Genomic DNA, 20,837 nt, shown 5'->3' with positions numbered 1-20,837 from the left:
CCTTGAATTTGGATATACTCGATTATACACTGTTTTATAGGAATAATGACATTAAAAAGGTGTTTTTTGTTCAAAACTGTTTCTGAAACTCCGATTGTCTGATGCGGGCTTAGGGCTTTGAACCTGACAGTGGTTCTCTGCGCATATGCTCGCCATTTCAAATCTTTTAATTATCATAAGTTTAAAAAATACGGAGTATAGGAAATGTCAGAAATTTTCAGAATTATCTTTGCATCCAGAGAAATATATACACTTGAAAACGGCGAGCGTGCCGTTCTGTCGGGAAAACTGCGCATGGAGGCAGAAAGCCTCCCTGCGGTGGGCGATATGGTCCGGTGTTCGGAAGGGTTTGTTATCGAGAGCATAGAGCCGAGGAGAACCGAGCTTAAGCGGGCGGTCGGAGCCGGGATGCAGATTCTGGCGGCAAACGCCACTCACCTGATGATAGTCATGGCTCTGGGAGTCGGTTTCAGCCTGCGCAGGGTAGAAAGGTTCATGGTGCTGGCAAGATCTGCCGGAATAAAACCTGTGATAGTGCTCACCAAGTGCGATCTGGCGAATCCCGTTGATGCTGCTGTGGCGGAGAGCGAACTGAGAGAGATTTCGGATGCTCCGGTTTTCGTCACCAGTGCATTCACCGGAGAGGGGATAGCGGAACTGGCGGCATACTTTTCACCGGATGATATTATCTGCCTTTCGGGACTTTCTGGTGCGGGTAAATCCAGTCTGCTGAACGCTTTGTGCGGAGCAGAGCTGAAAACCTCGTCCGTCCGTGAGCATGACGGCAAAGGGAAACACACCACCACAGCCAGACACTTCATAAGGTCGTCCGGAGGTTTTTCTTTCATAGATACTCCGGGGTTGCGTGAGGTCGGAATAGGCGGCGACACGGAGGCGGTTGAGGATGTTTTTCCGGATATATCCGAATTGGCAGAGGGATGCAGATTTTCCGACTGCTCCCACACCGACGAGCCTGACTGCGCCGTTCTGCGTGCTGTTGCCGGGGGGCGTCTGGACGGGGAAAGGCTGAACAGTCTCCACAGGCTAAGGCGTGAGGCCGCCGCAAGGAACGACACAGAGCGGAAGAAGAAGGATAAAAAACTCTCAAAGCTCGTCAAACAGGCTGTTAGAATGAAAAAAATATGATATGTTCTCTGTGTGAGGTGAAAAGATGTCAAATGTAACAAGGATTACAGTTTCAATAGATGAACCGCTTCTGGAACAGTTTGAAAAGTTTCTGGTGGACAACGGATATCCCACCCGTTCGGAAGGGGTCAAAAGCATAATGCGTAAGGCGCTCATAGAGAACGAGTGGCAGTCGGGAACAGAGGTCGCCGCAACGGTGAGTCTGGTGTACGACCATCATAAGTCCGGTGTTATGCAGAAACTGGTGGACATACAGCATGATTTCGGCGAGCTGGTGGTCTGCACACAGCACGTCCACCTCGACCATCACAACTGTATGGAGGTTCTCATCGTAAAGGGGCTTGCCTCCAGAATAAGGGATTTCCACGTTGCCCTGAAATCCGTTAAGGGGCTTAAACACTGCACCCTCTCCGCCGCAACAACGGGAGAGGACATACATTAATCGATAATAAGGCTCATCGCCCTTTCGGTGAGCTGTTGTCTCAGAATAAGCTGTTCGGGTGAATCTATTGCGATGCGCACCGCAAAGTAATAGACTTCATCCGGACAGTCATAAAATCCTGCATACCAGCCTGACCTGTCTTTTCCTGCCCAGCCCGATTTCGCATATACCGTACAGCCTTTGAAACTGCCCGACAGCATTGCGTCTTTAACGTAGTCGTTTGCAGTTTTGTTCAGACGGAAATAATTCGTGTTGAATTTCTCCATGAATCTTATCTGCTCGACGGGGCTTATTTTCAGATTTCCCCTCAGCCAGAAGGGATATTCGCCGGAGATGTCCCTGTTTCCGTAGTCGAACGCCGACACATAGACGTTCAGAACATCCTGCCCCAGTCTGCGGCCCACCTCTTCAAAAACCCACACTGCGCTGACCTTTATCGCCTGCGCAAGGGTCATATCCCTGTTCCATGATTCGGTGTCACGCCTGACACCGTCCCATTTAAACACGGTGTCGGGATGCACGATCCCGCTGTCGATGGCGGCGAGTGCATGTGGAATCTTGAATGTGCTGGCGGGAAGGGTTCTTTTGTTCGCCTTTTCAGTGTCCGAAACGAAGACAACGCCTTCCTGAGAAGGATATACTGCGATAACTGCATCCGGAGCCGATGCGGCCAGTTTTCTAAGGATCTCAGATTCCTGAATTTCAAATGCCTGTGCGGTAAAAGAGAAGAGCAGAAGTATAAAAAGTATTCTCATAGATAAAAAAAGCCGCACCCGAAGGTGCGGCGTGTTACATTATTTTTTCAGCAGAGGGAAGCCGAGCTCCTCTCTGTGTTTCAGGTAGTTCTCTGCGCATATTTTTGCCAGATATCGAACACGGGCAATGTAGCCTGTGCGCTCGGTGACGGATATTGCGCTTCTTGCATCCAGAAGGTTGAATGTGTGGCTGCATTTCAGGCAGTAGTCATATGCCGGAAGGGGCAGGTTCACACCGTTCAGCCTTTTGCATTCGTTCTCGTACATGTCGAACAGTTTGAACAGCATGTCCGTGTCGGCATGTTCGAAGTTGTGTGCGGAGAACTGAACCTCGTTTGCGTGGTAAACGTCTCTGTAGGTTATCTTGTCGTTCCATTTAAGGTCGTAAACGGATTCGACACCCTGCAGATACATGGTGATGCGCTCAAGACCGTAGGTTATCTCGCCTGAAACGGGTTTCAGGTCGATACCGCCCGCCTGCTGGAAGTAGGTGAACTGGGTGATCTCCATTCCGTCCAGCCAGACTTCCCAGCCCAGACCCCATGCGCCGAGGGTGGGGGATTCCCAGTCGTCCTCAACGAAACGGATGTCGTGTTCGGTCTTGTCAATGCCCAGCTGTTTCAGTGACTCAAGGTAGAGCTCCTGAATGTTGTCGGGCGAAGGTTTCAGGATAACCTGAAACTGGTAGTAGTGCTGGAGTCTGTTGGGGTTCTCGCCGTATCTGCCGTCGGTGGGTCTGCGGCTGGGTTCGACATAGCAGACGTTCCACGGCTCGGGACCAAGACAGCGGAGGAAAGTTGCAGGGTTAAAGGTTCCTGCGCCCACCTCTATGTCGTAAGGCTGATAAACGATACATCCCTGATCAGCCCAGAATCTCTGAAGTTTCAGTATTACATCCTGAAAATACATAGGTTACTCCGTTATTTCTTTGCTCTGGCGGCGTGGGCTTTCAGGGGCAGAGCGTGGAGCTTTATGAAGCCCACGGCGTCTGTCTGGTTGTATGCGCCCTCGTCGTCTTCCATTGAGACCACCAGTTTGTTGTAAAGTGAGTATTTGGACTCACGGCCGATGCATGTGATGTTGCCTTTGTAAAGCTCCAGACGTACCTTTCCGGTGACGAACTTCTGGCTCTCTTCAAGCAGCGCACGCAGACAGTCCATCTCGGGGCTGTACCAGTAGCCGTTGTAGACCAGAGTTGCGAATCTGGGCATAAGGGTTTCTTTCAGGTTGATGGTTGCACCGTCGAGGGTAAGAGCCTCAAGGTCACGGTGTGCGGCATAGAGAATTGTTCCGCCGGGTGTTTCGTACACGCCTCTGGACTTCATGCCCACATATCTGCTCTCAACCATGTCTATACGGCCGATGCCGTGTTTTCCGCCTATCTTGTTAAGCTCTTTAAGAAGCTCTGCGGGGGAATATTTTTTTCCGTTCAGTTTTACAGCCACGCCCTTCTCGAATTTCAGCTCGATTATCTCGGCTTCGTCCGGAGCTTTTTTGGGGTCTGTGGTGTATTCGAACATTTCAGCGGGCGGACGAAGAGCGGGGTCTTCAAGTATGCCGGCCTCAAAGCTGATGTGGAGCAGGTTGTCGTCGGAGCTCCAGGGCTGTTCGGCTGTCGCCTTAACGGGGATGCCGTGTTCCTTTGCGAAATCCATAGCCTCTTTGCGGCCTTTGATAACGTTGAAGAACTCAGGCATTCTCCACGGAACGATTGTTTTAAGGTCGGGGTTAAGGGCGGCGGCTGTCAGCTCGAAACGAACCTGATCGTTGCCTTTGCCTGTTGCGCCGTGGGCAAGGTATTTTGCGCCCACTTTCTTTGCAACCTCAACCATGCCTTTTGCAATGATGGGTCTTGCCAGAGACGTACCCAGCAGGTAGCGTCCTTCGTAAACAGCGTTGAATTTGACAGCTTCGAAAACGAAGTCATTAACAAATTCCTCTTTAAGGTCAAGCGCATAAAAGTCCACTGCGCCGGATTTCATCGCTTTTTCCCTGATAGCGTCAACATCGGGAAGCTGGCCGAGGTCGGCGACGTATGCCACGACATCATAGCCTTTAAGCTGGAGCCATTTCAGGATAACTGATGTGTCCAGACCGCCGGAATAGGCGAGAACAACTTTATCTTTTGCCATTTTGTTCCTCCGAAAATATGTATTAAGAAAATCCACCCCGACCCTCCTTTACTAAAGGAAGTTTGGAGGGATTCCCTATTTATTCCCCATAACTGCGAGCATGATAGCCTTCTGAACGTGGAGTCTGTTCTCCGCTTCGTCCCAGACTATCGAGTTCTTGCTTTCAAATACGTCCTCTGTGACCTCAAGCCCCATGTATGCGGGCAGACAGTGCATGAAAAGAGTATCCTTTCCCGTTGCCGCCATGAGTTTTGCATTTACCTGATAGTCTTTGAAGATAGCTTTGCGTGCCTCTTTCTCTGCTTCCTGCCCCATGCTTGCCCATACGTCCGTATAGATTATGTCGGCGTTCTGAACTGCTTCGTAGGGATCACGAACCATCTCTATTTTAGCACCGGTGGTTTCGGCTGTCTTCCTCGCCTCGTCATAAACACGCTGTTTGCACTCGTAGCCTTCGGGTGATGCAACGCTGATGTCCATGCCGAATTTCGCCGCTCCGTACATCCATGACTGAGCCATATTGTTTCCGTCGCCGATGAAAGCAACCTTGACCTTATATGTTTTTTTGTATTCGAAAATGGTCATAACGTCCGCCATCACCTGACAGGGGTGAAAGTCGTCCGTGAGACCGTTTATTACGGGCACTGTGGCATATTTTGCCAGTTCTTCGATTATCTCGTGTCCTTTGGTGCGGATCATGATCCCGTCAACGTATCTTGAGAGGGTGCGTGCCGTATCCTTAACGGTTTCGCCTCTGCCGAGCTGAATGTCGTTTCCGCTGAGGTTCAGAGGATAGCCGCCCAGCTCATACATGCCCACTTCAAAAGAAACACGGGTTCTTGTGGAGGGCTTTTCGAAGATCATTGCGAGTTTTTTGCCTTCCAGATGGTGGTGGCGGACGTTGTTCTTGTTCTCCGCTTTCAGCCTTATGGCTGTCTCTATCATCTGTTTAAGGTCGTCTGCGCTCCAGTCTCTGAGTGTTAAAAAGTCTTTTTTCATATCAGTCACCTATGCCCATTTCCGATGCGGATTTCCTGATGAGCGCCAGACCTTCCTCAAGCTCCTCATAGGTTACCGTCAGGGGCGGATATATCCTTACGACGTCATTTCCCGCAGGAATGACGATCAGTCCGTTCTTCATGCAGTTCTCGATGAACTCCTTCTGTCTGCCGGGAACCTTTACTCCCGACATAAGGGCTGTTCCGTGGACTGTGACCTCTGTCTGGTGGAATATCTCCGCCAGCTTGCCGAGGAACCAGTCGCCCTTCTCACGCACCTGAAGCATAAAGCCCTTTTCGGTCATGACATCCAGAACGGCGTGAGCAGCCGCACATGCCAGATAGTTTCCGCCGAAGGTGCTGCCGTGGGTTCCTGCGGAGAGGTATTCCGCCACTTCGTGTTTCGCCATAACAGCGCCCATGGGCACTCCGTTTGCGATGCCCTTGGCCAGGGTCATTATGTCCGGCGTGATGCCGTAGTGCTTATATGCGAAGATGTCGCCTGTTCGTCCGAACCCTGTCTGTATCTCGTCCAGAATCAGCAGGATATCGTATTTTGCGCAGTATTCGGAAACTTCCACCAGATAGTCTCTGGGGAGCATCTCCAGTCCGCCTTCGCCCTGAACGATCTCCAGAATGATAGCTCCTACGTCGCCCTTTTTGACTTCATTAAGGAATGAGCCGAAGTCGCCCCCCCTGATGTGGGTGAAGCACTCCATGATCGGCTCGAAGCCTTTTTTGACCTTGTCCTGCCCTGTGGCGGAGAGGGTCATATATGTTCTGCCGTGGAAAGAGTTCTGCAGGGTGAGCACTCTGCTCCTTTTTCCGTCATATTTTTTGTTGGTATATATTCTTGCCAGCTTCAGAGCAGCCTCGTTGGCCTCCGCTCCTGAGTTGCAGAAGAAAACATCACCTCCGAAACCGCATCGGCTAAGCCTGTCCGCCAACTGCTCCTGAAGAGGATTTCGGTACAGGTTCGATGTGTGGATGAGTGTCGCTGCCTGTTCCTGAATGGCTTTTGTGACGTGGGGATGGCTGTGTCCGAGGTTTACCACGGAGATGCCGCACCCGAAGTCCAGAAATACTCTGCCGTTTTCATCGGTGAGTCTTGCGCCTTCACCCTTTACAAAGGTGAGGGGATACCGCGCATAGTTCTGAAAGATTGCGGACATTTTGTTACCTTCTTACTGAAAAAGTGTCTGTCCCGCCGGGCGGGAAAACTATATTAAAAGCACACTTGTAGTGCTAATTCAAGGGTTTTTACCAGTTATTAAGGTTGTTGACACAAAAAATAACAATATTTGAATTTTGGTGGTATAATTAAGCATAGAAATATTTTCACGGATTTATTTAATTTCAGAGCCGTCCGGCACTGATACCCCGGCGGCGAGGAGCTATGCATGATCTCGACTATGTCACCCTTAACAGTGCTCGCACTGGCCTGCATTTCGGCCGGCGTATGTTTCGCAGTGCATTTCACTTTCGGAAGAAAAAAAAGGTAGTAAATGAAGAAAACCACGGCGAATCTGTTTCTGGTCAGTATCTTATTCTATTTTGCGTTTCTTTCGTCGTGGTACATTTGTTACTCGAACGACTTCTACTATCCGCTGGTATACGTTTCCGCAGATATGGCCGGAACAATACAGAAGCGGGCAGACTCGCAGCAAGCATATAAGGTGCTCGCCGCTGCGGGTCCGGGACAGCATATGGGGCTGTTCCGCGGCGTTCTCAAATCCGTTGAGGACGGCGGAGAGGGGCTCGATAAGCTGGTTTTAGAAACCGACGGCGGAACCTATCCTTTTCTTAATCCGGCGGAGCGTGAAAAACTGGCCGGAATAGGAGTTATGCTCGATCTTGCCAAGGGAGTTTTCCGGCTGATGCTGGTGCTTCTTGTTCTGGCGTGTTCATATATGACAGTTTCGGGAGTGTCGCCATATACATGGCGGCAGATAACCCGTGGTCTTTCCTATACCTTTTGTGTGCTTGCCGCACTCTTTTATTTTCTTGGTTTCGACAGGCTCTATCTGTTTTTTCACGGAAGCATTTTCGGAAATCAGAGCGCATGGTTCTTTAAAAACGGGAACGGCTTTCTGTCGCTTATCGCTCCGTATCCGGCTATGTACATATTCATCAGCGCAGTTTTCCTGATCACCCTTCTTGCATGCTGGGGGCTTTACTATCGTGTCTGCGCCTCTGTGGTGGGGTATTTTTCCAAGTTGCTTCCGTCAAGCTGATGCAGAGATTCTTCGTAACATTCAGAATGAAGCAAAATTCCCGTCACTGCGAACCTGTGCAGCAGGTGCTGCAGTCTCATACCATTGGTATACGATGATGCTGAGCAGGTCTTGCAGTTTAAAGATGTGAGATTGCCACGCTTCGCTCGCAATGACACTATATAATCAGAACAGTTACTTTAACTTTTAGTCTCCGTCACTCTGAACGTAGTGAAGAGTCTCATTGAAGAGAGATTCTTCACCCTGCGGGTTCAGAATGACACAAAATTTTCGTCACTGCGAACCTGCGCAGCAGGTGCGGCAGTCTCATGCCATTGGTATACGATGAGGCTGAGCAGGTCTTGCAGTTTAAAGATGTGAGATTGCCACGCTTCGCTCGCAATGACACTATATAATCAGAACAGTTACTTTAACTTTTAATCTCCGTCACTCTGAACGTAGTGAAGAGTCTCATTGAAGAGAGATTCTTCACCCTGCGGGTTCAGAATGACACAAAATTTTCGTCACTGCGAACCTGCGCAGCAGGTGCGGCAGTCTCATGCCATTGGAATACGATGATGCTGAGCAAGTCTTGCAGTTTAAAGATGTGAGATTGCCACGCTTCGCGCGCAATGACACAGAATTCCCGTCACTGCGAACCTGCGCAGCAGGTGCGGCAGTCTTCCAACTTTGGGAACCTGCCGATTTAGCATGTTCTGTACATGGAAGATTGCTTTAGCTCGCAGCAAGCTGCTTCGTTCAGCCTTCGGCTAGTGTCATGATATTCCTCGCAAAGACGAATTACTGAGAAGCCGAAGGGTCTCATTTTACTAAAGCTTGATTCTGCGTTGCTTCGCTGTGACGAATCGCCGTCACTCCACCGCCTATTTGTAAAAAGTATCTGTGACTGTGCCGTCCGGGTGCATTATCTTTTTGAATCTTTTGTGGAGCAGATACCACTGGTCGGGATATCTGCGGATGATGTCCTCGTAAACCACGTTGACCCTGCGGGCGATGTCGTATATCCGCTCTTTGGGTTTAAGGGATTTATCGGGTTCGATGGCCGGATAGACCACCAGTTTATAGGTTTTTTCGGTGCGTATCAGAAAAGCGGGGATGATCCGAACCTCTTTGCGTACCGTCAGCATGGGTATTCCTTTTATGAAGGTGGTATTATGTCCGAAGAACGGGACAAAAATGCTGTCCTTCTGCACAGCAGAATGGTCGAGCAGTGCGCCGACGCTGATACCGCTGTCCAGACACTCCGGCACTTTTTCCGCAACGCTTCTGTGGCTTATGTGGAGAACCTTGTCGGTCTCCCTCTGAGCCACCAGAAATTCGTTCACCTTCGCATCCTTCATCTTGCGGCCGATAACGGCAACCTTTCTGTCAAAAATCTCCGTGAAGGCAACTGCGGCCAGTTCCCAGCATCCAATGTGTGCGGTTATCAGGAAATCCCCTTTCGCATCGCTCAGGGAATCGCCCGCCAGATTTTCAATTTCGATGTTTTTCGCAAATTCCCTGTCCAGCCTGTGGCTGTAAAGGGCTTCGGCAAAGGTTGCAAAGCTGTGTCTGAATGAGTTTTTCGCAACGGATTTCGGGTCTGAAACGCCTATCAGTTCAGCGTTTTTCTCCGCCACACGCCTTCTTGACGGGCTTGCGTGGTAATAGAGAGTACCCAGAACCATTCCCGTGCGGCGCAGGGTCTGAAATGAGAACAATCCCGAAATTGCATACAGTGCTCTAACAATCAGATACATTTCTTATAACCTGTCTGATCTCTGTGAGAATGCATTTCTGCTGTGCGTCCATTTCGGCAAAAAAACCGGTGAAATCGGCTTCCGGCAGTTTGTCAGTAAGATACTGCGCCAGTTCGTCCGCATTGCGCACTGTCACTGCCGCCCCGAACCTTTCCGCCGATTCGGATATCTCCCTGAAATTTGCCATGTTCGTACCCACGCAGACCTGCTTTTCAAACATGATGGCCTCATAGATATTGTGCCCGCCCGTTCCGTTCAGCGAACCGCCGACGAATATCCTGTCCGACATGGTGTATAGTTCGTCCAGTGTGCCGAATTTGTCGGATACCACGACCTGTGTGGACGGATTGGGATTTGAAAGGGTGCTCACCGAAAAGCCCTTTCTGGCGGCCAGCAGATAAACCTCGTCAACCCTGTTCATATGGCGGGGTGCTATTACCAGTTTACCTTCATATCCGCTGTTTTTAAAGGCATCGAGGATGATCTCCTCTTCGCCTTTGTGGGTGCTGGCGGCGGCGAAGATCTTAGTGCCTGCCAGATAAGCGTATTCTTTCGGTTCGGGCTTAGGTTTGCGTATCTGAAACTTTATGTTGCCCAGTGTTCTTATGTTGCTTCTTGAACCTGTTACGGATGCGAATCTTTCGGAATCCTCTTCGCTTTTGGTGTAGATGGTCTCAAACTTACTGAGAAGGGGGGCGAACAGGAAGCGGAATTTTACATAGCTTTTAACGCTCCTGTCGGACATCCTGCCGTTGAGCATATATAGCTTTGTGTGCTTAGCGGCGGAGGTTATCAGGTTGTGCCACAGCTCGGTGTCTATGATTATCAGTGCCTTAACGTTCATGTAGTGGATTATGTGCGCCGTTGCCAGAGAGTTCTCAAGGGGCAGCAGGAACGCATGAAAGGGCTTTATCAGGCGCAGTGCCTCGGCCTTGCCAGTGGCGGTTGTGGTGCTTACGATTATTTTTGTGTCCGGAAACTCCGCCTGCATCATATCTGTGATGAGGTGAAGGCTTCTCACCTCGCCCACGCTGGCGCAGTGGAACCAGATGCTCTTTTCCGGCGGCTCAGGAAACTGTACGAATCCCAGACGTTCGAAGAAATCCCCGTCCTCTTTGCGTTTCAGGGCGACAAGATAGCCTATAGGCATCAGAAAGGGGATAAGGATGAACAATAAAAGGTTATAAAATATTTTTACAATTAGCACTTGTGGATTCCATCATTTTATTCTGCACATCGGCCAGTTCCGCCGCCATGGTCTCTTTGTCAAGAGAGCCGGAGACGTATATCGGTTCACCGAAGACCATGGTTATCTTTGAAAAAGGCTTGGGTATGATAAAATTATCCCAGCTGCGGGTGCGCCAGAACCTTGTGCAGTCCATCAGAAGGGGAACAAGGATGCAGTCGGCTTTTTTGGCCAGATAGAGACCGCCGGACTTCACCTGATATTTGGGGCCTTTGGGGCCGTCCGCCGCCATGGCTCCGTGCCAGCCGCTGTTCATGAACTCCAGCATCTCCAGTGTGCCCGCCGCCGCCCCTCTGGACGATGATGCACGCACAACCTTGTTGTTGCCCATGGATTCAACGATAGGGGTGAACATGTCGCCGTCCTTGCTTCGTGATATCATGGTGACAAACCTGTGGTTTTTGTTGCGGAAGCCCACAATTCCCATGAGCTGGTTGTGCCACAGCAAAAAGACGATGCGCTTCTTCTGAGATGCCAGTTCGTTGAACTGTTCATAGCCTTTCAGTCTGTAGCGGAAGGTGAACAGATACAGCTTTATTACGAATTTGATAAGCGCCATTTTTATCATATCCGAACAATATATTAATGCATGCGGCGATGCAAACATAATTTTTCTGTTGCGCCCGTTCTTTGGTAAATGGTAAAAACCCGTTATGGAAATAAGAGGAACAACCGTTGTAGCGGTAAAAAAAGACGGAAAGACCGCCATTGGTGCGGACGGACAGGTTACTTTCGGACACACGGTGCTTAAGCACAACGCCAAAAAGGTCAGAAAGGTCTATAACAACAAAGTTCTCTGCGGATTCGCAGGTTCAACTGCGGATGCCTTCACCCTTATGGAAAGGTTTGAGGCGAAGCTGGAACAGCACGGCGGACAGCTCCTTAGGGCGGCTGTTGAACTGGCGAAGGACTGGCGCACGGACAGATATCTGCGCAGACTTGAGGCCATGATGGTTGTTGCCGACGGCAAAGAGCTTTATATCATCACAGGAAACGGGGACGTTGTGGAACCCCAGAAAGGCGTTGCGGCCATCGGCTCCGGCGGCCCCTATGCTCAGGCCTCAGCCATAGCGCTCAGCGAAAATACCGAACTTTCCGCAGCGGAGATTGTCGAAAAATCACTGCGTATAGCTGCGGATATCTGCATATACACAAACGACAGCCTTACCATTGAGGAGATATAGTGGAAGACTACACCCCTAAGAAGATAGTTGAAGAGCTTGATAAATATGTGGTGGGACAGCACAACGCCAAAAAGGCGGTTGCGGTTGCCCTCCGAAACAGATACAGAAGAATGCAGCTTCCCAAAGCAATTCAGGAAGAGATAGCACCCAAAAACATAATCCTCATCGGCCCCACCGGAGTGGGAAAGACCGAGGTTGCCCGCAGACTTGCCAAGCTTGCGAAATCCCCCTTCATAAAGGTCGAAGCCAGCAAATATACAGAGGTCGGCTATGTCGGCCGCGATGTTGAGAGCATGGTTCGGGACCTGATGGAGATAGCTGTGGGCATGGTTCGTGAGGAGCGCAAGGCATCCGTTATGGACAAGGCCAGAGCCAACGCCGAAGAGCGTCTGCTCGACCTGCTCATCCCGCCTACCACAGGCTTTGCCGAGCAGGAGACGGGAACCCGTGAGAAATTCCGCACGAAACTGCGTGACGGCGAGCTAGAGGAGCGTATTGTAGAGGTTGACGTTGAGGACGCAGGGCCTAACGTCGAGGTGTTCACCAATATCGGCATGGAGGATATGACATCCGGTCTTTCGGACATGATGAAGAACATCTTCCCTGCCAAAAAGCGCAAGCGCAAGATGAAGATAAGCGAGGCCAGAAGTATCCTTGAGATGCAGGAGTCAGCCCGCCTGATAGATATGGACGATGTTAAGGACGTTGCCAGACAGAGGGTTCAGCAGAGCGGAATAATCTTTCTGGACGAGATAGATAAGATATGCGCATCCGGTTCCGCCGGAGCAAAGGGCGGCGACATCTCCCGTGAGGGTGTCCAGCGTGACCTTCTGCCCATCGTTGAGGGTTCAAACGTTAACACAAAATACGGCATGGTTCGCACCGACCATATCCTTTTCATCGCCGCAGGAGCTTTCCACACGGCGAAACCCACCGACCTTATCCCCGAACTTCAGGGGCGCTTTCCCATCAGGGTGGAGCTTGAGCCGCTGACGGCAGCGGACTTCATCCGGATTCTGAAAGAGCCTCAGAATAGCCTCACAAGGCAGTACAGCGCACTTCTGGGAGCAGACGGGGTTGAGCTGGAGTTCACCGACGACGGTATCGACCGCATAGCCGAAATGGCGGACGAGCTTAACCGCTCGCTGGAGAACATCGGCGCAAGAAGACTCCACACCATCGTGGAAAAGCTTCTGGAGGAGATATCCTATGAAGCTCCGGAAGTGGAGTCGAAAAAGGTTCTGGTGGACAGATCCTATGTGGACGCCAATCTGGCGGCTATCGTTAAAGACAGAGATTTAAGCAGATACGTGCTTTAGAGGTATATATGAAGAAACTTGTATTTTTGCTGGTGATGCTGATCCCTTTGGCGGCGTTTGCCAGATTTGAGAAACTTGTCAGCGATATAGACGTGGTTTTCGGAAAACTTTCCGGCTATGTCGTAAGCCTTGAAGGGGACACGGTGTACACCGACCTCGGCAGGGACAAGGGCGTTTATCCCGGTATGGTAATCAAAGTGTACAGGGAGAGCGAAGCCATAAAGCACCCCATCACAGGCGAAGTGCTCGGGAATAAAAAGGTTTATATAGGCGACCTTAAAATAAGCGACGTTCAGGATAAAATATCTTCGGGAACACTTGTCAACAAGCAGAGAGACATTCAGAAGGGCGATCTCGCACTTGTTAACCCTCCTGTGGAAGTGTCTGTAAGTGTGAACGAAATGCCCAAGCGTCTTGAGGTTCTTCTGCGTGAGGATCTCGGCAAGGCAAACAACATAGTCGTTAAAGACAAGGCAAGGCTGGCACTCGCTTTCACACAGAAAGCAGAAGGCGGCATTCAGTATTCCCTTACGGATACAGTTGCAAAATCTGTCATCTTTTCCAGATATTTCTCCGATGTGGACACTCAGGAAGGACAGATTCTGAACGCAGCCAAGGATATCGTCACCGGACAGCCCATCGGCAAGGCATATAAGTCCATTGCTGTGGGACACATCAAGAAGGATGATAAAATATATCTCGTTCTTGCAACAGAGAAAGAGGTCGATTTCTATATCTTCGACGGCAAGGGTTTTGCTTCTGCCGGCTCACTGGGGCTGAAACTCAAAGATGTTCAGCATGTTGAGGTTGCAGACCTCGACGGAAACGGAACGGAAGAGATTTTTGTTGTGACGGTAGTTAACGACTCTTTCGTCAAAACGAGCGCATATGAGTTTGACGGCAAAAAGTTTGTGACAAAAGCTGAAAACATCCCTTTTATCCTGCGTACGGTCTATGTTAAAGGCGTTAAAAAGATCGTCGCTCAGCGGATCGGCAACGACGGCGTATACCTCGGAGGTGTTCAGGAGCTTATCTACCGTGACGGCAGATATGAAAGAGGATCGGTTATTTCATCTGCGAAAGGCGTGAACATATACGGTTTCGGCTATGCAGACATTGACGGCGACGGAACAAACGAAATATTAAATATTAATGATGATTATAAGATAGATGTCTACAACGGAAATTCTGTCAGATATACCTCTGTGGAGGAATTCGGCCAGACCCCCTATTTCTTCACAATGGCTCAGGAGAAGGTTGAGCAGTTCAAAACAACTGAAAACGACGACCCCTTCACCACTGAAAAGCGTAAGAAATATCTTAAGGGCAGAATATTTGTAAACTCAGACGGCAACATCTATGTTGTCAAGAACTCCGAGAAGTTTAAAATGCTCAACAAGATGAAGGTATACGGCTCATCATATTTTACAGTGTTCGGATGGGACAGCAGAAGACTTCGTCAGGTGTGGTCGTCCGATGTGTTCCAGCCTGTGATTGTTGACTATTTCATGTACGAGGAGTTCGGCAGAACTTATCTTTTCATGCTCCGTAACTTCAGTGAGGGCATGTTCAGCAGCGACAGATCCGAACTGATCTATATCGAGACAAAATAAGCTTTTTTCAACGGAAACCCTGTTCAATTTCCGGCAGGGTTTCCATTCCGTTTTTTATCCGTTAATTCACAAAATCTCAAATTATCTAAAGTTTATTGCATCCCAGGCGATTGTTTAAGAACAATACGGATGTTTGACAGATACATAGCCGGAAGTTCATGCGATAATCATTTTAACAGTCAGAAACACATAATCTCTGAAGTTACTGACAAAAAAAGCACATTTTTTTGACTTGAGTTATTTTGGAAATGGTATAAACTAAATATTCGCCCGCTGAAAAGGGCTGGTTTTGGGGCGAGATATTTTATAAGTCCGTGCTGTTAATAGTAAAAAAAAAGTTGTTTTGATGTTGACATGCTGAAATTTGCGTGGTAGCATCTAAACGATTATGATAGTAGCGGTAACCCCGCGGGCTAAAAATAAGCAAAACAAGGTTACAAACGACCTTAAAGTAAAACCTACAGGAGGAAATGATATGAGGAAACTTTTAGTGGCTCTCATGATGGTAGCTTTCGCAGCTACAGCTTTCGCAGCTGATGTTAAATTCAGCGGTTCTTACGAAGTTGACGGTAAGTATCAGAGAAACTACGGTCTTGCTGATTCTGACGTAGCAACTAACTCTTACTATGAGCACGACTTTGATCTGTGGATGAACGTTCAGACAGACAAAGACACTTTCTTCAAGACAAAACTTGAACTGCTTGACAGCACTATCGGCGCAACTCATGATGGCAACAACAAAGTTGTTTATCCCGGTTCTGACTCTGGCTATGCAGGAACTACACAGTTCTCTGTACAGAGAGCATGGCTTGGTCATAACTTCGGTGGCGTTCTTGTTGAAGCTGGTCTGATGAACTCCGATTCTTGGGGTTATGCTTTCGCTGATGACGCTGAAGGTTCTTACAGAGTTAAAGCTACTTTCGACGTAGCTGGCGGTAAACTTACTGTTCTGACTCAGAAGAAAGACGAAAGAGGCAGCGACGCTACTAAAGATGCTGAGAATGACGATGCAGACAAATACTCCATCGGCTACAAAGGCACTTTCGGCGGTATCATGATCGCTCCCAAACTTGACTACGACATCAACGGCAACGGAACTATCAACCAGGAAACAAATGAAGGCGCTGACACTAAAGTTATCGACTTCAACCTTGCTGCTGGCGGTAAATTCGGCGCTGTAACTGTTGAAACAGAGTTCAAGTACAACACTACTTCTTACGCTGACGAAGCTACTGGCCGTAAAGACTTCGATCTGTACGGTATCTACGCTAACGTTAACTACAACTATGGTGCTGGCGTTGTCGGTTTCCTGACTGCTTACGGTTCAACTGACAAAGACATGAACAAAGGTTTCGACTTCGATGACGACTTCGACTCAACTTTCATCCTTGGTGATGATATGGGTCTTGGCGGCGGCGATGACCTTACAGGCTTCTGGGCAAACGCTCTGTACGCTACTTATGATGTAAACGACAAACTCAGCCTTATGGGTAAACTCGCTTACGTAACTTCTAACTGGGATGCCGGCGCTTATGAAGACGCTTCTGCATGGGAACTTGATGCTTCAGCAACTTACGCTATAACTAAAGAACTTACATACTATGTAAACTTCGGTTATGCTAAAGTTGACCTTGACGCTTCTGACCCCGATCCCATCGTGCTCGTTAAACACGGTCTGGTTCTTAACTTCTAATCACTTTACGGTGATTTAGATATAAAGGCTCGTCAATGCGACGAGCCTTTTTTTTTAGTATTATCGTTTATGTGCATCGCTCTGCATCGTTATAGTCTGTTCGCACGCAACACATACTTTAATGTATGCTTTTGCTCGTCTCACAGCCTATGCCTTGCACTTCTCAATTTTGGTCGACAAATGTGGAATCTTCCTTGTACTGCTTGCATCTATTCAGCAAATCTTTATAATTCGGTAACCGTCTCTGCGAGGAACGTAGTGACGAAGCAGTCTCGGGGCGAATATGAGAGAAGGTTATGTTTATATCCTTTCAAATAAAAATAATGATGTTCTTTATGTCGGTGTTACTTCAGATATTGTAAAAAGAATTTGGGAGCATAAAAATAAAGTCACAGACGGATTTACCAGCAGATATAATGTTACAAAACTGGTATATTACGAATGTTATAACGATATTGAAACCGCCATTGTGAGAGAAAAACAAATTAAAGGCGGGAGCAGAAAAAAGAAGATAGATTTAGTTGAATCAGTTAATAAAGACTGGATTGATCTGTATCCTGATATTATAAAGTGAGATTGCTTCGCTACGCTCGCAAAGACTTATTGTTACAGCAGTATCGCAGCGGCCTCATAACAACAGGTGGAAAATGCTTGAAGTAATCAATCTTAATAAAACTTTCGGGGCGGGTGAGTCGGCTATCCATGTGCTGAATAATTTTTCTATGTCGGTTGCGGCAGGGGAGCGAGTGGCAATTGTGGGGCAGTCTGGAGCAGGAAAGTCCACACTTTTGCAGATAATCGGCGGTTTGGACAGTGCCGACAACGGAATAGTCAGTTTTAAGGGCGAAAACGTTCTGGACAAGAAAGGAAAAGAGATAGACCAGTACCGCAACAGAGAGGTCGGGTTTATTTTTCAGTTTCATTATCTGCTGGAAGACTTTACAGCTCTTGAAAACGTTATGATGCCTGCCATAATAACAGGTTCAAATGAAAAGGAAGCAAGGGAGAGAGCGGAAGAACTGCTGACAAGATTCGGTCTGGCAGACAGAACATCGCATTTTCCCGCACAGCTTTCAGGCGGCGAACAGCAGAGGACAGCACTTGCCAGAGCACTCATGAACAGGCCTTCCATGATACTTGCTGATGAACCCACAGGCAGTCTGGATAAAAAAAACAGCGCAGAAGTGTTATCAATGTTTGATTCTCTGAAAAATGATGGTATTACTGTATTAATAGTTACCCATGATGATGAGATAGCTGAGTCCTGCGACAGGGTTATCAAAATGGAGAAAGCATGACGAAGGTCGGCATAATCGGCGGAAGCGGATTATATGAGATTGAAGGTTTTGAATTTATCAATGAGATAAAAGTTTCCACTGAATACGGAGACCCATCCGACAGCTACCGCTGTTTCCATTTCGGGGATCTGGAGCTGTACTTCCTTAACAGACACGGCAGAAACCATTCGTTTCCGCCCCATCTGGTCAACTACAGAGCGAATATCGACGGATTCAGCCAGCTGGGTATAAAGAATATTTTCAGCTTTACAGCCACAGGCGGCATAAACAGGAGCTACCGACCGGGAGACATAGTAATCCCCGGCAACGGAATAGATTTTACAAACGGGCGCAGACACACCTATTTTGAAGAGAACAACGTTCACCATATAGACTTCACAGAGCCTTTCTGTCCCGTCCTCAGAGGCATAATGGCTGAGGCAGCTGAAAGGGCTAACGTTCCTGCTTACAGGGGTGGAACCTATCTTTGCACAAACGGCCCCCGACTGGAGACAGCGGCTGAAATACGGGCGTTTGACCGCTGGGGTGCAGACCTCGTGGGCATGACCCTATTCCCCGAGTGCGCACTGGCCAGAGAGAAGGAGATATGCTATACGAACATCAGCGTCATCACCAACTTTGCGGCGGGCACCACAACAGAGAAACTCACATCGGATGAAGTGGTTGCCGAGATGCACAGGGCGGGCGAGAAGCTGAAGAGGCTGATGAGAAACCTGCCTGCCGTATATCACAGCGACAGGAACTGCGGCTGTGTGACAGCACTTGAAGGCACAAAGATCAGCAAATGATGATAGAACAGAACAGAATACTCAAAGACCTCTGCAGTTACAGAACGGGCGGTGCGGCTGAGTTTTATGCCGCAGTTCAGACCGACGATGAACTGGCTGAGGCGCTGGCATTTGCCGCAGAGAAAGGCCTTGAAATAACCATTCTTGGCGGCGGCTACAACGTGCTGATAAGTGATAAGGGTGTCAGCGGTATTGTGATAAACACTGCGGGGCTTAACTGCCACACCACTGTGAACGGAACCGAGGTATATGCCGGAGCGGGGATAATGATAGACGATCTGGCGGAAATGACCGCTCAGGCAGGACTTTGCGGCATGGAGGATATGTCGGGCATTCCGGGAACTGTCGGCGGGGCTGTGCGCATGAATGCCGGAGCCTTTGCAACCGAGATAAAAGATATAGCTGTCTGCGTCGACATGATGGACTGGGACGGCAGAAGATACAGGGTTCAGAATGCGGACGCCGGATTCGGCTACCGCAGGGCTGACGGACTGAAAGGGGTTGTCACCGGAGCTATGTTCCGGCTGAAACAGGGCGAACCGGAGGCTATCAAGGTCAGAAGAGCTGAGATACTGGCCAAGAGGGACGAAAAGCAGCCGCTGGATTTTCCCTCGTGCGGGTCGGTTTTTAAGAGACCTGAGGGGAACTATGCAGGAACCCTCATTGAGAAATGTGGGCTGAAAGGATTCCGGATCGGCGGGGCTGTTGTTTCGGAAAAACATGCGAATTTCATTCTGAATGTGGACAATGCCGCATCGGACGATATATATTCACTTATACTCCATGTGCAGGACACTGTGGAGAAGGAAACAGGGATCAGACTTGAAAGAGAGGTTAGATTCATTGGCTTCTAAGCTGAAATCGGCGGAAATTACGGATCAGGAGAAACAGGAGCTAAGCTCCAAAGTTTTCCCCGCCCTCAAAAACCGCAAAAAGCATCCTCTGGTCAGGTTCTTCAGGCTGTCGGCATCCGCTGTGATGCTGCTGCTCTGTGTTGCCTGTGCCACTGTGGATGCGCCTCGGAAGGCTGTTCCTGATACCTCTGCGCCATCGGATGATCAGCAGAATCTCATCTCGATGACAATAAAGAACGGCATAACCAAGCCGGATGAACCTGCTCTTTTTGAACTGGAAATGCCGGAATCCGACGTTTCCCTTGCCTCCATCTATAAATATTCCAAAGAACCCACCGTGCTCACCGTATCTCAGGACGCAATCGATATGGACTATGAGAACGGCCGCCTTGTTATCCTGAAAAAAGATAAAATTGAAAGCAACTATACTAAATGTCCCGAGATATATGTCGAAGGTGACTTTACAGGCATCCAGCTGAGCGGAGACTCCGTACTTCTGACAGGTAAAAAAGAGGCTCTGATAGCGGATATCGGCAGGTGCGGGACAATTAAAAAGTTCCCCGCCGAGGGCAAAGGATTTTATCTCGGCAGTGCGGGACTTCTGGAGTTCACACCCAGACACTATGTGTTCAGCGATAAATTCAAGGCAACTATCTACCATGAGGGCGACTTCATGGGATATGTGGTATACGGTGCTGTAGGATCGACCCACCTTCTGTTTGCAACGGACAGCGGAAAACTGGCTCTGCTGAACATGCGTGACGGCAAGTTCAGTGCTATCTCTTCCGAAGCCTACAGGATAAAAGCAATTCAGTATTCGGCAGATAATATATTCGTTTATACAGTGGATAACAAACTCATCCAGCTTCAGCCGGAAACAGGCACGGGAGTGCTTAAAAAGGTCGGGCAGATGCAGGGCAAGGACGGCTGTTTCTTTCTGAAACGAAGCGGAAAAATGTTCTGTGACGGCTACATAACCGATGTTGACACGGCGAAGAAATCCCCCGCTCAGGCTGATTCCGGCTTGTATTCCGAGAGCATGCTGTTCCTGAAAAAAGAGGGTGTGCTATCGTTTGTGGATCTTCAGGAGGTCTACAGACAGAATGTTATGCTTGGTTCTCCCGCTTTGAATCAGGTCTGTGTGAAGGAAGGAAAGGGATATTTTCTGGATCTTGATCTTAAGATAAAATATTTCACTGCGGCCGGCACGGAAGGTGTTCCGGAGGAAAAGCCCGCATCATGCGACCATGTTTTCATGCTGAAAGAGGGTGCTGTAAAGTCTTCTGACGGAAAAATAATCTATCAGTTCGCAAAACCCGTGAACCGTTCGGCCAGAGCCGTTATGCTGAAAAGGATAATCGGTCAGGATATCTACTACTACTTCGAGAAGCAATAG

20 protein-coding genes are annotated in these 20,837 nt (G+C 48.9%); 12 read left to right on the top strand and 8 right to left on the bottom strand.

The window, feature by feature from the left end; translation table 11 throughout:
- Window positions 1–204: 204 nt before the first annotated feature.
- Together rsgA and nikR are read left to right on the top strand one after the other, a co-directional pair.
- Window positions 205–1,146 carry a ribosome small subunit-dependent GTPase A gene (gene rsgA / locus C8D98_RS12250; protein WP_132874451.1) on the top strand — a complete coding sequence of 314 codons (942 nt, stop codon included), beginning with the start codon at window positions 205–207 and terminating at the stop codon, window positions 1,144–1,146.
- A gap of 25 nt (window positions 1,147–1,171) precedes the next feature.
- Window positions 1,172–1,588, top strand: a complete 417-nt coding sequence (nikR, locus tag C8D98_RS12245) for a nickel-responsive transcriptional regulator NikR (RefSeq protein ID WP_132874450.1) — start codon at window positions 1,172–1,174, stop codon at window positions 1,586–1,588.
- On the opposite strand, the gene C8D98_RS12240 is transcribed toward nikR, so the two are convergent.
- The 5 genes from C8D98_RS12240 to C8D98_RS12220 all read right to left on the bottom strand — a co-directional run bounded on the left by C8D98_RS12240 (window position 1,585) and on the right by C8D98_RS12220 (window position 6,645).
- Window positions 1,585–2,343 carry a class D beta-lactamase gene (locus C8D98_RS12240; RefSeq protein ID WP_132874449.1) on the bottom strand — a complete coding sequence of 253 codons (759 nt, stop codon included), beginning with the start codon at window positions 2,341–2,343 and terminating at the stop codon, window positions 1,585–1,587. The two genes, nikR and C8D98_RS12240, sit on opposite strands and share 4 nt — an antisense overlap.
- 39 nt (window positions 2,344–2,382) lie before the next feature.
- Window positions 2,383–3,252, bottom strand: coding sequence for a glycine--tRNA ligase subunit alpha (glyQ, locus tag C8D98_RS12235; RefSeq protein ID WP_132874448.1), 870 nt, complete (start codon window positions 3,250–3,252; stop codon window positions 2,383–2,385).
- Between the two features lie 11 nt (window positions 3,253–3,263).
- Window positions 3,264–4,475 carry an argininosuccinate synthase gene (locus tag C8D98_RS12230; protein WP_132874447.1) on the bottom strand — a complete coding sequence of 404 codons (1,212 nt, stop codon included), beginning with the start codon at window positions 4,473–4,475 and terminating at the stop codon, window positions 3,264–3,266.
- Between the two features lie 75 nt (window positions 4,476–4,550).
- Window positions 4,551–5,474, bottom strand: coding sequence for an ornithine carbamoyltransferase (gene argF, locus C8D98_RS12225; protein WP_132874446.1), 924 nt, complete (start codon window positions 5,472–5,474; stop codon window positions 4,551–4,553).
- A gap of 1 nt (window position 5,475) precedes the next feature.
- Window positions 5,476–6,645 carry an aspartate aminotransferase family protein gene (locus C8D98_RS12220; protein WP_132874445.1) on the bottom strand — a complete coding sequence of 390 codons (1,170 nt, stop codon included), beginning with the start codon at window positions 6,643–6,645 and terminating at the stop codon, window positions 5,476–5,478.
- Window positions 6,646–6,978: 333 nt separating this feature from the next.
- Between C8D98_RS12220 and C8D98_RS12215 the strand changes: the two genes are divergently transcribed.
- Entirely contained in the window at window positions 6,979–7,707 is a 729-nt protein-coding gene (locus tag C8D98_RS12215; protein ID WP_132874444.1) for a lipoprotein intramolecular transacylase Lit, read from the top strand.
- Between the two features lie 863 nt (window positions 7,708–8,570).
- On the opposite strand, the gene C8D98_RS12210 is transcribed toward C8D98_RS12215, so the two are convergent.
- Genes C8D98_RS12210 through C8D98_RS12200 form a run of 3 tightly spaced genes read right to left on the bottom strand, consistent with a single transcriptional unit; the run spans window position 8,571 to window position 11,251 of the window.
- Window positions 8,571–9,446, bottom strand: coding sequence for a lysophospholipid acyltransferase family protein (locus C8D98_RS12210; protein ID WP_132874443.1), 876 nt, complete (start codon window positions 9,444–9,446; stop codon window positions 8,571–8,573).
- Complete coding sequence (locus C8D98_RS12205; protein WP_165871323.1) at window positions 9,430–10,653, bottom strand: 3-deoxy-D-manno-octulosonic acid transferase; 1,224 nt, start codon at window positions 10,651–10,653, stop codon at window positions 9,430–9,432. Before C8D98_RS12205 ends, C8D98_RS12210 begins: the two co-directional genes overlap by 17 nt.
- The gene (locus tag C8D98_RS12200; protein ID WP_165871322.1) at window positions 10,628–11,251 is read right to left on the bottom strand and encodes a lysophospholipid acyltransferase family protein; all 624 of its coding nucleotides are present in this window, start codon (window positions 11,249–11,251) and stop codon (window positions 10,628–10,630) included. Before C8D98_RS12200 ends, C8D98_RS12205 begins: the two co-directional genes overlap by 26 nt.
- Window positions 11,252–11,345: 94 nt before the next feature.
- Here C8D98_RS12200 and hslV point away from each other — a divergent pair, with 94 nt between their 5' ends.
- From hslV to C8D98_RS12155, 9 genes are all read left to right on the top strand, one after another.
- A complete protein-coding gene (gene hslV / locus C8D98_RS12195; protein ID WP_132874440.1) occupies window positions 11,346–11,876 on the top strand; it encodes an ATP-dependent protease subunit HslV in 531 nt (176 codons plus the stop codon).
- Window positions 11,876–13,195, top strand: coding sequence for an ATP-dependent protease ATPase subunit HslU (hslU, locus tag C8D98_RS12190; protein WP_132874439.1), 1,320 nt, complete (start codon window positions 11,876–11,878; stop codon window positions 13,193–13,195). The genes hslV and hslU overlap by 1 nt, the downstream gene beginning before the upstream one ends.
- A gap of 8 nt (window positions 13,196–13,203) precedes the next feature.
- On the top strand, window positions 13,204–14,808 hold the full coding sequence (locus C8D98_RS12185) for a hypothetical protein (RefSeq protein ID WP_132874438.1): 1,605 nt from the start codon (window positions 13,204–13,206) through the stop codon (window positions 14,806–14,808).
- Between the two features lie 475 nt (window positions 14,809–15,283).
- Window positions 15,284–16,501: a hypothetical protein gene (locus C8D98_RS12180; RefSeq protein ID WP_132874437.1), complete on the top strand. Its 1,218-nt coding sequence runs from the start codon at window positions 15,284–15,286 to the stop codon at window positions 16,499–16,501.
- 283 nt (window positions 16,502–16,784) lie between these two features.
- Window positions 16,785–17,075, top strand: coding sequence for a GIY-YIG nuclease family protein (locus tag C8D98_RS12175; RefSeq protein WP_132874436.1), 291 nt, complete (start codon window positions 16,785–16,787; stop codon window positions 17,073–17,075).
- 73 nt (window positions 17,076–17,148) lie between these two features.
- Window positions 17,149–17,799: an ABC transporter ATP-binding protein gene (locus C8D98_RS12170; protein WP_132874435.1), complete on the top strand. Its 651-nt coding sequence runs from the start codon at window positions 17,149–17,151 to the stop codon at window positions 17,797–17,799.
- Window positions 17,796–18,587 (top strand): S-methyl-5'-thioinosine phosphorylase, encoded by a 792-nt coding sequence (locus C8D98_RS12165; RefSeq protein ID WP_132874434.1) that lies wholly within the window; start codon window positions 17,796–17,798, stop codon window positions 18,585–18,587. The genes C8D98_RS12170 and C8D98_RS12165 overlap by 4 nt, the downstream gene beginning before the upstream one ends.
- Window positions 18,584–19,441 (top strand): UDP-N-acetylmuramate dehydrogenase, encoded by an 858-nt coding sequence (murB, locus tag C8D98_RS12160; RefSeq protein WP_132874433.1) that lies wholly within the window; start codon window positions 18,584–18,586, stop codon window positions 19,439–19,441. Before C8D98_RS12165 ends, murB begins: the two co-directional genes overlap by 4 nt.
- Window positions 19,431–20,837: a hypothetical protein gene (locus C8D98_RS12155; RefSeq protein ID WP_132874432.1), complete on the top strand. Its 1,407-nt coding sequence runs from the start codon at window positions 19,431–19,433 to the stop codon at window positions 20,835–20,837. Before murB ends, C8D98_RS12155 begins: the two co-directional genes overlap by 11 nt.

The sequence above is a fragment of the Seleniivibrio woodruffii genome, assembly GCF_004339245.1.
Classification (GTDB): domain Bacteria; phylum Chrysiogenota; class Deferribacteres; order Deferribacterales; family Geovibrionaceae; genus Seleniivibrio; species Seleniivibrio woodruffii.
This window is presented reverse-complemented; position numbering and strand designations above follow the sequence as displayed.

What these genes read in the sequence shown, in the direction of transcription:
- rsgA (WP_132874451.1), top strand. Translation starts at nt 205, where the DNA reads ATGTCAGAAATTTTCAGAATTATCTTTGCATCCAGAGAAATATATACA.
- nikR (WP_132874450.1), top strand. Translation starts at nt 1,172, where the DNA reads ATGTCAAATGTAACAAGGATTACAGTTTCAATAGATGAACCGCTTCTG.
- C8D98_RS12240 (WP_132874449.1), bottom strand. Translation starts at nt 2,343, where the DNA reads ATGAGAATACTTTTTATACTTCTGCTCTTCTCTTTTACCGCACAGGCA.
- glyQ (WP_132874448.1), bottom strand. Translation starts at nt 3,252, where the DNA reads ATGTATTTTCAGGATGTAATACTGAAACTTCAGAGATTCTGGGCTGAT.
- C8D98_RS12230 (WP_132874447.1), bottom strand. Translation starts at nt 4,475, where the DNA reads ATGGCAAAAGATAAAGTTGTTCTCGCCTATTCCGGCGGTCTGGACACA.
- argF (WP_132874446.1), bottom strand. Translation starts at nt 5,474, where the DNA reads ATGAAAAAAGACTTTTTAACACTCAGAGACTGGAGCGCAGACGACCTT.
- C8D98_RS12220 (WP_132874445.1), bottom strand. Translation starts at nt 6,645, where the DNA reads ATGTCCGCAATCTTTCAGAACTATGCGCGGTATCCCCTCACCTTTGTA.
- C8D98_RS12215 (WP_132874444.1), top strand. Translation starts at nt 6,979, where the DNA reads ATGAAGAAAACCACGGCGAATCTGTTTCTGGTCAGTATCTTATTCTAT.
- C8D98_RS12210 (WP_132874443.1), bottom strand. Translation starts at nt 9,446, where the DNA reads ATGTATCTGATTGTTAGAGCACTGTATGCAATTTCGGGATTGTTCTCA.
- C8D98_RS12200 (WP_165871322.1), bottom strand. Translation starts at nt 11,251, where the DNA reads ATGGCGCTTATCAAATTCGTAATAAAGCTGTATCTGTTCACCTTCCGC.
- hslV (WP_132874440.1), top strand. Translation starts at nt 11,346, where the DNA reads ATGGAAATAAGAGGAACAACCGTTGTAGCGGTAAAAAAAGACGGAAAG.
- C8D98_RS12185 (WP_132874438.1), top strand. Translation starts at nt 13,204, where the DNA reads ATGAAGAAACTTGTATTTTTGCTGGTGATGCTGATCCCTTTGGCGGCG.
- C8D98_RS12180 (WP_132874437.1), top strand. Translation starts at nt 15,284, where the DNA reads ATGAGGAAACTTTTAGTGGCTCTCATGATGGTAGCTTTCGCAGCTACA.
- C8D98_RS12175 (WP_132874436.1), top strand. Translation starts at nt 16,785, where the DNA reads ATGAGAGAAGGTTATGTTTATATCCTTTCAAATAAAAATAATGATGTT.
- C8D98_RS12170 (WP_132874435.1), top strand. Translation starts at nt 17,149, where the DNA reads ATGCTTGAAGTAATCAATCTTAATAAAACTTTCGGGGCGGGTGAGTCG.
- C8D98_RS12165 (WP_132874434.1), top strand. Translation starts at nt 17,796, where the DNA reads ATGACGAAGGTCGGCATAATCGGCGGAAGCGGATTATATGAGATTGAA.
- murB (WP_132874433.1), top strand. Translation starts at nt 18,584, where the DNA reads ATGATGATAGAACAGAACAGAATACTCAAAGACCTCTGCAGTTACAGA.